The organism is Rhodococcus sp. CX, from assembly GCF_015865005.1.
Taxonomy (GTDB): Bacteria; Actinomycetota; Actinomycetes; order Mycobacteriales; family Mycobacteriaceae; genus Rhodococcus.
Window position 1 is genome coordinate 25,558 of the sequence record NZ_JADZGH010000031.1, and the last position, 13,047, is coordinate 38,604.

The following is a 13,047-nucleotide window of genomic DNA, read 5'->3' on the forward strand; positions in this document are numbered from 1 at the left end:
GGACGGGTCCGTACAGGCGCTCGCCGAGCTGATCCTCGAGGAACACCAGCGATCGCATTCCGTCGCGGGCGGTGACGAACGGATCGGCCTCGCGCACGACGTCGCTGAAGATCTCGAGGGACAGCGGTCCGCGGTAGCCCGCCTCGAGCACGGCCGCGACGACCCCGGCGACGTCGAGCGTGCCCTGGCCGGGGAAGCACCGGAAGTGCCGGCTCCACTCGAGCACGTTCATGTCGAGCAGGGGTGCGTCGGCCACCTGGAGGAACCCGATGCGGTCACCGGGGATCCCGGCGAGGGCCGAGCCGTCGTCGCCGCGCGCGAGCATGTGGAAGGTGTCCACCGCGAGAGTGATCGCGGGGTGGTCGGCGCGGAGCACCGCGGCCCACGCCCGGCCGACGCGATCGACGTGCCGTCCCCAGGCCAGGGCTTCGTACGCGACGGTGATTCCGAAGGACGCGGCGAGTTCCCCGACCGCGTGCAGTTGCTCGGCCGACAGGTCCGGGTCGTCGACGGCGTCCGGCAGCGCGTTGGAACACGCGAGTACCGTGCCGGCGCCGAGCGCGGACGCGACCTCGAGCTTGCGGCGCACGCGGTGCAGGACGGCGGGGAATCGTGCGGGATCGACGCCTTCGACGTCGCGGATCGGCTGGAACAGGTCGACCGTCAGACCCAGGTCGGCGCACCGGCGGGCGATCTCCTGCGGCGGGAGCGGGGATGCGACGAGATCGTTGTCGAAGATCTCGACACCGTCGAACCCGGCGGCGGCGATAGCCTCGAGTTTCTCCTCGAGAATCCCGGACAGGGACACGGTCGCGATTCCACGGTGCATCAGCTGGTCAGCTCCTCGAAATGGCGCAGCATCCGGTCCGCGTCGGGTTTGCGGCCGGTGAAATATTCGAACGCGCCGACCGCCTGGAAGACCGCCATGCCGCCTCCGGGCACGACGCGGCACCCGCGGGAGCGGGCGAGCCGGACGAATTCGGTTTCCAGCGGGAAGTAGACGACGTCGGAGACCCACAGGTCGCCGCGGACGAGGTCGGCGGGCACGGGCAGCCCGGGATGGCCGGTCATGCCGGTCGGGGTCGCGTTGATCAGTCCCTGCGCGCCGGCCAGCGCGCCGGCGAGATCGGTGGTGGCGGTGATGCGGTCGTCGCCGAATCGTTTGGCGAGGCGGGTCGCGCAGTGCTGGGCCTTGTCGGTGTCGACGTCGACGATCGACACGTGCGCCGCGCCCTGGTCGAGCAGCGCGTAGGCGACGGCGGATCCGGCGCCGCCGGCGCCGACGAGCACGGCCCGGTCCGACACCGCGTCGGGCAGCACGCGCCGGAACGCGCGGCCCCAACCGGACCAGTCGGTGTTGCGGCCGAGTGCGCGACCGTCCCGGAAGACCACGGTGTTGACCGCGCCCAGGTCCTCGGCGTCCTCGGTGAGTTCGTCGAGCAGGTCGATCACGCGCTGCTTGAACGGGTGCGTGATGTTGAGTCCGTCGAAGCCGAGGCGGCGGGCCCAGTCGAGGACCTGCGGCAGTTCGTCCGGGCCGAAGCCGAGCCGTTCGGCGTCGATCAGCCGGTAGGCGAGGCCGAGGCCGGATTCGTGTCCTTCTCGTTCCTGCATGGCGGGGGTCAGGGAGCCGCCGATGCCGGCGCCGACAAGGCCGAGGACGAAGGTGGGGTGGTCAGTGGTGGGCATCGTGTCGTTCCTCGATGTGGTTGTCCAGGGCGGCCGGGCCGTTCAGTGCCGCGACGTGCCGGACGGCGTATTCGTAGCCGGCGGGTCCGAACCCGGCGATGACGCCGGTCGCGACGGGCGCGATGTACGACAGGTGCCGGAACGGCTCTCGCGTGTGGACGTTGGTCAGGTGCACCTCGATCACGGGTGCGGCGACGGTCGCGAGCGCGTCGCGCACGGCGACCGAGGTGTGGGTGTAGGCCGCCGCGTTGATCACGAGGCCGCGGACCCGTTCGCGGACGTCGTGGATGTGGTCGACGAGGGTGCCCTCGTGGTTGGTCTGGCGGAAGTCGAGGTCGTAGCCGAGGTCGGCCGCGGTCCGTTCGCAGAGTTTCTCGATGTCGTCCAGGGTCGCGGTGCCGTAGAGGGCGGGTTCGCGCCGGCCGAGCAGGTTGAGGTTGGGTCCGTTGAGGACCGCGATGGTGGGGCGGGTGGTCATCGCGGCGCTCCGACCGGGACCGGCGAGGTGTGTGTCTCGGGTGTCGAGCCGAGGTCGGGGGTCGCGATCTTGTGGGTTCCGTTCGGTCCGGTGGCGACCGCGACGGCGGCGATGACGACGGCTCCGGCGGCGAACAGGGCCACGCGATACCAGTTGCCCGCGTCACCGTTCATGAGCGAGCCGGCGATGGCCGGGGTGAAACCGGCGAGGGCGAAACCGAACTGGGTGCCGATCGCCATTCCGGACAGGCGGACGCTCGTCGGGAAGTATTCGGCGTAGGTCGCGGGCCAGCAGGCGTTGGGCATGCTGTAGACGACGCCGGCGAGCAGGATTCCGGTGATCAGGACGAGGGGGACGTCGCCGCGGGAGATCGACCACAGGAACGCCGTGACGAGGATGGCGCTGCCGATCAGGCCCGTCAGGAACACCGGTTTGCGGCCGATCCGGTCCGAGAGCATGGCCCACAGCGGGATCGTGCCGACGGCGATGACGTTGGCGATGATCGCGAGCCACAGCATCGTGCTGGAGTCGATGCCGATGTCGTATTCGTCGTCGGTCGCGAAGTTGAGGGCGAAGACCTGGAAGGCGGTGTTGACCATCGCGATGAAGGACGCGAAGAAGACGCGCAGGACGCCGCGCCAGTGGTCGCGCAGCAGGAGGGACAGCGGTGCGCGCGGGACCTCGGCGTGTTCCTGTTCGGCGTGGAATTCGGGTGTCTCGTCGAGGGTGCGCCGGATGAGGAATCCGACGAGGACGACGACGGCGCTGAGCCAGAACGGGATCCGCCAGCCCCAGGCGTGCAGCTGTTCGTCCGACAGCAGCGCGGCGAGCGGGAGGAACACCGCCGGTGCGAGCACCTGGCCGCCCTGGGTGCCGCTGAGTGTCCAGCTGGTGAAGAAGCCCCGCCGGTGGTCGGGGGCGTGTTCGAAGGACATCGAGTTGGCGCCGGCCTGTTCGCCGGCGGCCGAGATTCCCTGGAGGAGCCGGAGGACGACGAGCATCGCCGGGGCGAGCAGGCCGACCTGACCGTAGGTGGGCAGGCATCCGACGAGGAAGGTGGAGATGCCCATCAGCAGGAGGGTGCCGATGAGGATCTTCTTGCGGCCGTAGCGGTCTCCGACGTGTCCCATCAGGAAGGAGCCGAAGGGCCGGGCGATGTAGGCGACGCCGAAGGTCGCGAGGGAGGCGACGGTGGCGGCGGCGCGGTTTCCCTCGGGGAAGAAGATCGTGGGGAACACGAGCGCGGCGGCGGTGCCGTAGATCGCGAGGTCGTAGTACTCGAGGGCGCTGCCGCTCCAGGCGGCGAGCGCCGCTTTGCGCGGCGTCCGCTGCACGGTCGTTGTTTGGGTCATGAGACTGCTTCCGTCGGTCGCATGGTCATTGTCGGTCGATTCCGACGCTAGGGGTGGCCGAGGTCACACGGCAATCGTTTGCCATTCTTTGCCATACTTGCGCCATGGCTTCCGAACCGGCCGCTCGGCACCCGCGCAAGCGCGCCACCATCACCGACGTCGCCCGGGCCGCCGGGGTCGCCGCGTCGACCGTTTCCCGCTCGTTCACGAACCCGGGCCGGGTCAACTCGAGCACGCGCGAGCACGTGCTCGAGGTCGCCGCCGAGCTCGGCTACTCCCCGAATCCGATGGCCCGCGCGCTCGAGTCGGGGCGCACCAACACCCTCGCCCTGCTCGTGCCGGACATCACGAATCCCTATTTCGCCGGGGTGATCAAGGGCGCCGAACGCGCGGCGGCCGCGGCGGGACGCACCCTGGTGCTCGGGGACACGCAGGAGAGCGCGGCGACCGAGGCGCGGCTGCTCCAACGTCTCGGGCCGGCCGTGGACGGTTTCGTTCTCAGCGCCTCCCGCATGCCCGACGACGACCTCCGGCGCGCCGCCGAACTGAACACCATCACGCTGGTCAATCGGGCAGTGCGCGGATTCTCCTGCGTCGTGGCCGATTACGATTCCGGTACCCGCCAGATCGTCGACCACCTCGCGTCGTTCGGACACCGGTCCCTGATCTTTCTGGGCGGCCCTCCCGAATCGTGGTCGGGCGCCCGGCGCTGGTTCGGTCTCCGCGCGGCGGCGCAGGAACGCGACATGGAGGTGCGCCGGTTCGGCCCCTACTCCCCCACGCTGGGCGGCGGTGCCGCGGCGGCGGACGCGGCGGTGGCCGCCGGTGCCACCGCGGTCGTCTGCCACAACGACATGCTCGCGCTCGGCGTGCTGCGCCGACTGCACGAACGCAGGGTCGCGGTCCCGGAGGACATCAGCGTCGTCGGATTCGACAACATCTTCGGCTCCGACCTGTGCACCCCGACGCTGACCACGCTCGCCGAGCGCACCGAGGATGCGGGGTCGCGCGCGATCGAGATGCTCGGGCGGCAGACCTACGAGGGGGTGGTGGAACCGGCCGCGAGTGTGCTGCCGACCCAGTTGGTCGTGCGCGGGTCCACGGGGGCGGCGCCGTCCTGACGCGGCATATTACATCAAATCGATTTGATGTATCGGTGATATCCTGGGTTTATGGCGTCGGCACTTCCCGTTCCGTCCTTCGTGCAGCTCGCCGCGCATCCGGTGCGGTGGCAGCTGCTCACGATGCTGTCCGGCAGCGACCACCGGGTCCGGGAGATGGTGTCCCTGATCGGGGAGCCGCAGAACCTGATCTCCTACCACCTGCGCCTGCTCCGCGACGGCGGCCTGGTGCGGGCCACCCGCAGCAGCTTCGACGGCCGCGACAGCTACTACCACCTGGACCTGGACCGGTGCACCGAGATGCTGGCCGGCGCCGGCGCCGCCCTGCATCCGGCGCTGGGCCGCACCCTCGCGCCCCCTCGACCCTCCCCGGCCCCGGCACCGGTGTTGTTCGTGTGCACCGGCAACAGTGCCCGATCCGCGATCGCGGAGGCGCTGCTGCGGTGGCGCACCGACGGCGTCGTCGAGGCGATCAGCGCCGGGACCCGACCCAAACCGGACATGCACCCCGACACGGTGCGGGTGCTGCGCGAGGAGTTCGGGATCGACCTCGGCGATCGGCGCCCCCGTCATCTCGACGCCCTCGCAGGTCGTCGGTTCGGCACGGTCGTGACCTTGTGCGACAAGGCCCGCGAGGTCTGTCCCGAGTTCGGCGACGACGACACCCGCCGGATCCACTGGAGCATCCCCGATCCGGCAGCGGCCGGCGGTGCCGACGAGGACACCTATCCGGCCTTCCGGGCCACCGCCACCGAGATCGACACCCGCATCGGGTACCTGATCGCGACTCTCACCACCCCCACCATGACAGGGAGTATCCGATGACCACCTCCGACGACTACGTCAGTGTCCGCTACCTCGTCGACGACGTGCCCGCGGCGATCGACTTCTACACCCGCCGTCTCGGCTTCACCGTGCTCACCAACCCCGCCCCCGCCTTCGCCGACGTGATCCGGGGTTCGTTGCGCCTGCTGCTGTCCGGCCCGGCCAGTTCGGGGGCTCGCGCCACGCCGACGGAGTTCGCGGGTCCGGGCCGCAACCGGATCCATCTCGTCGTCGGCGACCTCGACGCCGAGATCGCCCGCCTGCGCGGGGACGGCGTCGAGTTCCGCAGCGAGGTGGTGACCGGGCCGGGTGGCCGCCAGATCCTGCTCGCCGATCCCGCGGGCAACCTCATCGAGCTGTTCCAGCCCGCCGCTCGGGACGCCTCCACGACCCCCTGAGCCGACCTTCACGCATTCGAATTCGGACGAAAGCCCCCACCGCTCCGAAATCGGACCCTACGGTTTGGCGGAACCCGCTCGGATGCCGTACAAATTGTGTCGTGTCACACAGCTGTGATGTGAATCATGGTTCGAGGCACATTCCGGCGGGGTCGCAGGGGAACCCGCCACGACCTGCTCGCAACCCGAGCGGAGGAAACACATCCATATGCGTCTACCGATGTCGCCGACCGATTCGATGTTCCTTCTCGGCGAGACCCGGGATCGCCCCATGCACGTGGGCGGCCTGATCCTGTTGCAGCCTCGCGACGGCACGACCGCCGCCGACCTGAGCGCCCGGTTCACCGACTCGGTCCGCGACGACCACGTCGATCCGCTGTGGCGCAAACGCGCGGCGCGGTCGCTCGGCACGCTCGGCCAGTGGGCCTGGGAGGAAGACCGCGAGTTCTCGCTGTCGTACCACGTCCGGCGCAACGCGCTGCCGCGGCCCGGCGGCCTCGACGAGCTGTGGGACCTCGTCTCGCGGCTTCACAGCACCCTGCTCGATCGCCACCGCCCCCTGTGGGAGGTGCACCTCATCGAGGGTCTCGCCGACGGCCGCCTCGCGGTCTACACCAAGATCCATCACGCGCTCGCCGACGGTGTCGGCGCGATGAAGCTGCTGCGCCGGGCCCTGAGCCCGGATCCGGACCGCACCGGCATGCCCGCGCCGTGGGAACCGATCGAGCCGCCGAGCCGCACCCACACCGGCGGGACCGCACTCGGTCTGCCCGAGGCCGCGATGCAGACGATCCGGGCCGCCGCCGGGGAGGCGATCGGTCTCGTCCCGGCACTCGTCGGCACGGTCGATCGGGCGCTGCACGGCCGCGGTGGTTCCTTGTCTCTCGTTGCACCGAACACCATGATCAACGTGCCCATCTCCGGCACCCGCCGGTTCGCGGCCCGGTCGTGGCCGCTCGAGCGGCTGCGCGCGGTGGCGAAAGCCGCCGACGCGACCGTCAACGATGTCGTGCTCGCCATGTCGTCGGGGGCCCTGCGCGCGTTCCTCGGCGATCACGGCGAGCTGCCCGACAGGCCGCTCGTGGCGATGGTGCCGGTGTGCCTGCGGCCCGACAAGGGCTGCTCGGGCAACGAAGTCGGCGTCCTGATGTGCAATCTGGCCACCGACGTCGCGGATCCCGCCGAGCGGCTCGCGGCGGTGTCCGCGTCGATGGGACAGGGCAAGGACGCGATGCACGGGATGTCCCCGCTGTCCCGGCTCGCCACCAGCGCACTCGGCGTCGCTCCGCTGGCGGTCGGCATGCTCACCAGGAACCGGGCGCTGCCGCGACCGCCCTTCAACGTGATCGTCTCCAACGTGCCCGGCCCGGCGCACCCGCTGTACTGGAACGGCGCGCGCGTGGACGCGGTGTATCCGCTCTCCGTTCCGGTCGACGGCCAGGCCCTGAACATCACCTGCACGAGCACCGACGATTCCATCGCCTTCGGTCTGACCTCGTGCAGCCGGAGCCTGCCGCACCTGCAACCGCTGCTCGACCGCCTCGACGACGCCCTCGTCGCCCTCGAGCGCGCCCACGGTCTCGAGCCCCGGCCGGCCGCGGTCACCGTCGACCCGCTGCCCTTCCGCTCGCCGGATCCCGGGTCCCGACCCGTGCAGGTCGTGGCAGAACCGGCACCCGCGCACGCGGGTTGAGCCCGGACCCGCGCGGAGCCGTAAACGGTGGCCCCGAGTGGGCCGCCTGGGTCGACGGATCGCCGCGACTGCTGTCCCGGATCGTCGACGAGTGGCGGTTGACGCCAGACGGCGCCGCGATCCACGGGCACCGGTCGCTGGTCCTGCCGGTGCGCGACGCCTCCGGTGACCTGGCCGTGCTGAAGGTCGGCTTCCCCGACGAGGGGGCGGCACACGAGCACCTGGCGCTGCAGCACTGGCACGGCGACGGCGCGGCCCAACTCGTCCGGGCCGATCCCGCGCGCCGCGCGCTGCTGCTCGAGCGGCTCGGTTCCGAGGATCTGACCGGGTTGTGGGACGTGGAGGCGTGCGGGATCGCCGGCGAGCTGATGCGGCGGTTGCACCGTCCGGCGGTCCCGCGGCTGCGGCGGTTGTCCGCGTATATGGGGCGTGAGGCCGAGATTCTGGAACGGCTGCCCCGCGATGTTCCGATCCCTCACCGGCTGGTCGAGCAGGCCGCGGCGCTGGCGCGGGAGCTGACAGCCGACGAGGGCGCGTCGTCGGTGATGCTGCACGGCGATCTGCACTACGGGAATGTTCTCGCCGGGGAGCGTCGGCCGTGGCTCGCGATCGACCCGAAACCGTTGGCCGGCGACCGGAACTTCGAGCCGGCGCCGCTGTTGTGGAACCGGTGGGACGAGCTGGCCGGCGATGTCCGCGGCGGGTTGTTGCGCCGGTTCGAGGCGGTGGTCGATGCCGGGGAGCTCGACGAGGAACGGGCGCGCGGTTGGGTGGTGGTGCGGTCGGTGATCAACGCGCGGTGGACGCTCGACGAGGCTCGGGGTCCTCTCACCAGGGAGCAACGCGATCGCGTGACGCGGTTCGTGACCATCGCGAAGGCAGTTCGACGCTGAGTGCTGCGGGGTACGCTCGCCGTCAGCGGTGTCCCGGACGGAAGGACTCGGAACGTGTATTCCTACAAGGTGGTCGAGCTCCGGGAGAAGATGCTCGGCGGAAAACTCTCCGGTGAGAAGCTCGAGAAGGTTCTCAACGAGCACGCGCGAGACGGCTGGCAGCTCAAGGCGATCACTTCCGCCGACATCAAGGGACGCGTCGGACCGGGTGGCGTGGAGGGCCTGTTGATCACGTTCGAACGCCGGGACTGATCCACGGAACGGACGGTCGTCGATCGGAGCGACCGCCGGATCGGGATGCGGGCGTGCTTGCCTGTCGTCGTGATGTTCCGGGTCGGAGCACCGTGCGGTGGCGACTCTGCCGAACCGGTGCCCTGGCAGATCGTGCCGTTCGGGAAGTGGTTCGTCGTGCCGTAGTCCGACACGGTCGGCGGGTGATGCGGGTGCGGCGGCCCGGTCCGCCTACCCTGTCACGGTGAGTGAAACAGTGCAGTCCCATCCCGGCGGGGTCGAGGACCCGATCGCGCGGGGTGAGCGGCTGCGGCTGTTCTCGTTCGCGACCGCGGAGAAGCGCACCGAATATCTGTGGGTGTTGCGGGCGTTCGACCATGCCCGCGCCAACTATGTGGTGTTGCTGCATGCCGGGGAGGTCGCCTCGATCCTCGGGCGGATCGGCGGGGACGATCCGGCGGCGGCGTTGTCGGCGCAGGACGTCACGCCGCTGCTCGAGCAGCTGCACGCGTGGGGTCTGCTCGAGCGCAGCTACGACGGGACGCGGGCGGCGACGCTCGCCGAGTACCGCAATCGGCATTTCGTGTATCAGTTCACCCGGCCCGGTTATCACGCGTTCCGGGCGGTGGAGGACGTGCTGAGCGGCCGCGGGAGGATGCGTCGCTGTCGCGGCTGGCGCTGGCGGATCTGCTGGCGGATCTGACCGATCTCGCGGCGGCGAACGAGGCGGGTGACGGGGAGCTGGTCATCCGCAAGCTGATGCGGCTCGATGCGACGTTGTCGGACATGGCCGAACGGGCGGCCCGGTTCTATCTCGTGCTCGGTGACATGGTGCGGACCACGGAGATCACACCGGAGGTGTTCCTCGCGCACAAGGACGCGTTGCTGATGCACATGCGCGAGTTCAGTTCGGATCTGGCGCGGTTCGCGCCGAAGCTGACCGCCGCGCTCGAGCGGGTGCAGGCGACCGGCGTCGAGCAGTTGTTGGCGCGGGCTGCGGCCCACGACGAACGGGTGTTGTTGCCGGTCGAGGAGCGGGAGGCGGACTGGCGGTCGCGGTGGCGCGGCATCGAGCACTGGTTCGCCGGGGTGGGGTCGGCGCCGAGCGAGGCCGATCGGCTGCGGGAGGGCACGATGAGCGCGATCGCCGCGGTGCTGGCGTTGCTGCGGCGTGTCACCGAGACCCGCAAGGGCGGGGTGAGCCGGGAGTCGCAGTTGCGGCACCTGGCGGGCTGGTTCGCGGCCGCGCCGAGCGAGGAGGCGGCGCACGCCCTGTTCGGGGTGGTGTTCGATCTGGGCCGGCCGCGGCATTTCGCGATGCCGCACGCGGATGCGGAGGCGGTGCCGATCGGGATGTCGTGGTGGGAGGCGCCGCCGGTGGAGATCTCCCGGACGCTCGCCGAGACGGGCCGGACCCCGTCGGCGGGGGCGCCGGGCAAGGTGGTGCGGAACGAGTCCGGGATCCGGCGGCTGCGGGAGGTGCAGCTCGCGGCGCAGCGTCGCCGCGCGGCGGCCGCGGCGTCGCTGGCCACCGGGGGTGTGCGGGAGCGGGAGTTGTCGGAGGCCGAGACCGAGGTGCTGTTGGGTCTGCTGGATGCGGCGTTGTCGGCGCGGGTGCCGATCAGTGCCCGTGTGGGTGATGCGGCGACGGGTTCGGGGAACGGGGTGACGTTGACGTTGACGCCGAGCGCGGAGTCGATGGTGGTGCACACGGCGCGGGGCCGGTTGCATCTGGACGGCCTGTCGGTGGACGTGCGGTGAAGGCGCGGAGCATTCCGTCGCTCGAGCTGGATTCGTTCCAGCGGGCGGTGCGGTTGATTCTCACTCACCATCTGGTGACGGTGTCGTATCCGGATCCGAATGCGCTGCCGCTGGTGCGGCGGTGGGCGACGGAGTTGCGCGCGGATCTGCTCGAGGCGTTCGGGTATCGGCTCGAGGTGACCGAGACGACGGCCCGGTTGTTCACGGTCGCGGATCGGCTCGACCCGGGGGCAGGTACGTCGACGGTGTCGGATCGGCCGTTCGATCGGCGGCGCTACGCGTATCTGGCGTTGGCGCTGGCGGCGTTGGGGCGGGCCGGGAATCAGATCAGCCTGTCCGAGCTGGCCGGGCACGTGGCGGCGGAGGCGTCGCAGGTCGACGGGGTGGAGCTGGCGGCGGACCGGGCCGCGGACCGGGATGCGTTCGTCGATGCGGTGGCGTGGTTGTGCACGCGGGGTGCGATCACCCTGGCCGACGGGGATGCCGGCCGGTGGGCGTCGGACCCGGAGGTCGGTGAGGCCCTGTACGACATCGACCGGGCGGTGGTGACGGCGTTGTTCCGGCCGCCGCGGGTGTTGCAGCATCTGCGGTCGGTGCGTGGGCTGCTGGCCGACGGGGGTGTCCCGGCCGATCCGGAACGTCCGGTTGCGACGGCGGAGGTCGCGCGGCGGGTGCGGCGGGCGCTGGTGCAACGTCCGGTGCTGTACGCGGAGGAGCTCGACGATGCGGAGGCGTTGCAGTTGGCGTTGCCGCGGACCGCGGCGGACGTGGAGTTGCTGACCGGTCTCGTCGCCGAGCGCCGCGCCGAGGGTGCGGCGCTGGTGGATTCGTCGGGTCGGCTGTCGGACCTGCGGTTTCCCGGGACCGGGTCGGTGGCGCAGCTGGCGTTGCTGCTGGCCGGGGAGATCAGCGCCCGGGTGCTCGACGCGGGGGTGCCCGAGGACGGTGACGCCGGGCTGCTGCGCATGCCGTTGCCGCCGGACGGTCACGAGGCGCTGGTGGCGGCGGTGGATGCGGCGATCCCCGCGGCGGGGGTGTTCGCGGCACTCGCCGTGGAGGACGGCGCGGGTTCGGGGTCCGATCCGGCGCCGGAGCCGGCCGAGGAGCGGCCGGCCGCGCTGCATCCGCTCATCGAGGACGGCTGGCTGGCCTCGACGGTCGGGCAGCTCGTCGATGCCTACGGGCGCACGTTCGCGGCGCAGTGGCAGGCCGATCCGGCCGGGTTGGCCGCGGCGGCGCTGGATCTGCTGGAGAAGCTGCGGCTGGTGGTGCGGGTGCCCGGTGGGGTGCTGGCGTTGCCGGCGCTGGCGCGCTACCGCGGGGTCACGGTCACCGTCCGGGAGCGGGACCCGCAGATCGATCTGTATCCGGGAGACTCGAGCGAGGCGGAGTTGTCATGAGCAGTGCCCGTTTCCGGCCGACACGGGCCGGGATCATCAACCTGTGGGACTACCGGGACCAGGAGTTCTCGTTCGCCGACGGGCGCCTGGTGCTGCGCGGCCCGAACGGGTCGGGCAAGACCAAGGCCCTCGAGGTGCTGTTCCCGTTCGTGTTCGACGGCCGGATCGAGCCGCGCCGTTTGAACCCGTTCGCCGGTGAGGAACGCACGATGCGGTCGAACCTGCTCTACCGCGGGCAGGACAGCGCGTATTCGTATGTGTGGATGGAGTTCTGCCGCGGCGACCGTGACGATCCGGAGGCCGTGACGGTCGGCATCGGGATGCGCGCCACCCGCGGCAACGACAAGGTCACCCGCTGGTATTTCGTCGTCGACGGCCGGGTCGGGGTGGACTTCTCGCTGCTCGACGCCGAGGATCGGCCGCTGACCCGCAAGCAGTTGATCGACGAGGTCGGCGCGGACGCGGTGTCGGATCGGCCGGTGGACTACCGGGCGGCGATCGACGCGCGGCTGTTCGGGCTCGGCGCACAGCGCTACGAGCAGCTGATCAATCTGATCCTCACGCTGCGGCGGCCGCAGCTGGCGAAGAATCTCGACCCGAAGGGGTTGTCGCAGGCGTTGACCGACGGTCTGCGGCCGCTGGACGACCGTCTGGTGCTCGAGGCGGCCCGCTCGTTCTCCGACATGGAGGAGGTCGCGCGGGTGCTCGAGTCGCTGTCGGCGGCGGACGAGGCGGCGCAGCGGTTCGTCACCGTGTACGGGAAGTATCTGCGGCAGCAGGCGCGGGCGGACGTCGAGCAGGTCGCGGCGCGGCTGGCGGCGGTCGACGCCGGGATCGAGACGCTGCACGGCGCGGCGGCGGACCGGCTGCGGTCCGGGACCGAACGCGCGAGCGTCGAGCAGCAACTCGCCGAGACCGAGCGGGAACTCGAGCAGGCCCGCGCGAATCTCGAGGCGTTGCAACGCTCGAGCGCGTACGAGGGCAAGCAGCAGCTCGACGACCTGGCGCAGGCCGTCGCGAATCTCGAACGCACCACGATCGCGCAGGGCGAGCATGCCCGGCGGGCGCAGGCCACGCTCGCGCAGCGCACCGAGGAGACCGAACGCGCGGCCGCCGCGGTGACGGCGGCGGTGGCGGCGCTCGCGCGGGGTGAGGCGGCGCTGGCCGCGGCGGCGGAGGACGCGGGAATCGCCTGGACCGCACCGC

At 71.0% G+C, this 13,047-nt stretch carries 11 protein-coding genes and 2 pseudogenes; 9 read left to right on the forward strand and 4 right to left on the reverse strand.

Translation table 11 applies throughout. The features are described 5' to 3' along the window. The 4 genes from I0Q12_RS31750 to I0Q12_RS02725 all read right to left on the reverse strand — a co-directional run. Positions 1-829 (reverse strand): sugar phosphate isomerase/epimerase (locus tag I0Q12_RS31750; protein ID WP_231609874.1); only part of this gene is annotated, 829 nt, incomplete at its 3' end. After that, positions 829-1,689 (reverse strand): shikimate dehydrogenase, encoded by an 861-nt coding sequence (locus I0Q12_RS02715; protein WP_197250486.1) that lies wholly within the window; start codon positions 1,687-1,689, stop codon positions 829-831. The genes I0Q12_RS02715 and I0Q12_RS31750, both read right to left, overlap by 1 nt. Next, positions 1,676-2,167, reverse strand: a complete 492-nt coding sequence (aroQ, locus tag I0Q12_RS02720; RefSeq protein WP_197250487.1) for a type II 3-dehydroquinate dehydratase — start codon at positions 2,165-2,167, stop codon at positions 1,676-1,678. The genes I0Q12_RS02715 and aroQ overlap by 14 nt, the downstream gene beginning before the upstream one ends. Then, complete coding sequence (locus tag I0Q12_RS02725; protein ID WP_197250488.1) at positions 2,164-3,519, reverse strand: MFS transporter; 1,356 nt, start codon at positions 3,517-3,519, stop codon at positions 2,164-2,166. Before I0Q12_RS02725 ends, aroQ begins: the two co-directional genes overlap by 4 nt. 104 nt (positions 3,520-3,623) lie before the next feature. Here I0Q12_RS02725 and I0Q12_RS02730 point away from each other — a divergent pair, with 104 nt between their 5' ends. The 9 genes and pseudogenes from I0Q12_RS02730 to I0Q12_RS02770 form a co-directional block, all read left to right on the forward strand. Beyond that, entirely contained in the window at positions 3,624-4,640 is a 1,017-nt protein-coding gene (locus I0Q12_RS02730; RefSeq protein WP_197250489.1) for a LacI family DNA-binding transcriptional regulator, read from the forward strand. Between the two features lie 51 nt (positions 4,641-4,691). Continuing rightward, positions 4,692-5,465: an ArsR family transcriptional regulator gene (locus I0Q12_RS02735; RefSeq protein ID WP_197250490.1), complete on the forward strand. Its 774-nt coding sequence runs from the start codon at positions 4,692-4,694 to the stop codon at positions 5,463-5,465. After that, positions 5,462-5,863, forward strand: a complete 402-nt coding sequence (locus I0Q12_RS02740; protein ID WP_197250491.1) for a VOC family protein — start codon at positions 5,462-5,464, stop codon at positions 5,861-5,863. Before I0Q12_RS02735 ends, I0Q12_RS02740 begins: the two co-directional genes overlap by 4 nt. A gap of 220 nt (positions 5,864-6,083) precedes the next feature. After that, positions 6,084-7,556 carry a wax ester/triacylglycerol synthase family O-acyltransferase gene (locus I0Q12_RS02745; protein WP_231609875.1) on the forward strand — a complete coding sequence of 491 codons (1,473 nt, stop codon included), beginning with the start codon at positions 6,084-6,086 and terminating at the stop codon, positions 7,554-7,556. Positions 7,557-7,654: 98 nt separating this feature from the next. Next, positions 7,655-8,449 carry an aminoglycoside phosphotransferase family protein gene (locus I0Q12_RS02750; RefSeq protein ID WP_231609876.1) on the forward strand — a complete coding sequence of 265 codons (795 nt, stop codon included), beginning with the start codon at positions 7,655-7,657 and terminating at the stop codon, positions 8,447-8,449. Positions 8,450-8,503: 54 nt separating this feature from the next. After that, positions 8,504-8,701 carry a DUF4177 domain-containing protein gene (locus I0Q12_RS02755; protein ID WP_197250494.1) on the forward strand — a complete coding sequence of 66 codons (198 nt, stop codon included), beginning with the start codon at positions 8,504-8,506 and terminating at the stop codon, positions 8,699-8,701. A gap of 286 nt (positions 8,702-8,987) precedes the next feature. Next, positions 8,988-10,441 (forward strand): annotated as a pseudogene (locus I0Q12_RS02760) (TIGR02677 family protein). Beyond that, entirely contained in the window at positions 10,438-11,841 is a 1,404-nt protein-coding gene (locus tag I0Q12_RS02765; RefSeq protein WP_197250495.1) for a DUF2398 family protein, read from the forward strand. Before I0Q12_RS02760 ends, I0Q12_RS02765 begins: the two are co-directional and overlap by 4 nt. Next, positions 11,838-13,047: pseudogene (locus I0Q12_RS02770) on the forward strand (TIGR02680 family protein); the annotation flags it as partial. The gene I0Q12_RS02765 and the pseudogene I0Q12_RS02770, both read left to right, overlap by 4 nt.

Excerpts from the sequence above, each read along its gene's own strand:
- I0Q12_RS02715 (WP_197250486.1), bottom strand. The coding sequence starts at position 1,689 with ATGCCCACCACTGACCACCCCACCTTCGTCCTCGGCCTTGTCGGCGCC.
- aroQ (WP_197250487.1), bottom strand. The coding sequence starts at position 2,167 with ATGACCACCCGCCCCACCATCGCGGTCCTCAACGGACCCAACCTCAAC.
- I0Q12_RS02725 (WP_197250488.1), bottom strand. The coding sequence starts at position 3,519 with ATGACCCAAACAACGACCGTGCAGCGGACGCCGCGCAAAGCGGCGCTC.
- I0Q12_RS02730 (WP_197250489.1), top strand. The coding sequence starts at position 3,624 with ATGGCTTCCGAACCGGCCGCTCGGCACCCGCGCAAGCGCGCCACCATC.
- I0Q12_RS02735 (WP_197250490.1), top strand. The coding sequence starts at position 4,692 with ATGGCGTCGGCACTTCCCGTTCCGTCCTTCGTGCAGCTCGCCGCGCAT.
- I0Q12_RS02740 (WP_197250491.1), top strand. The coding sequence starts at position 5,462 with ATGACCACCTCCGACGACTACGTCAGTGTCCGCTACCTCGTCGACGAC.
- I0Q12_RS02745 (WP_231609875.1), top strand. The coding sequence starts at position 6,084 with ATGTCGCCGACCGATTCGATGTTCCTTCTCGGCGAGACCCGGGATCGC.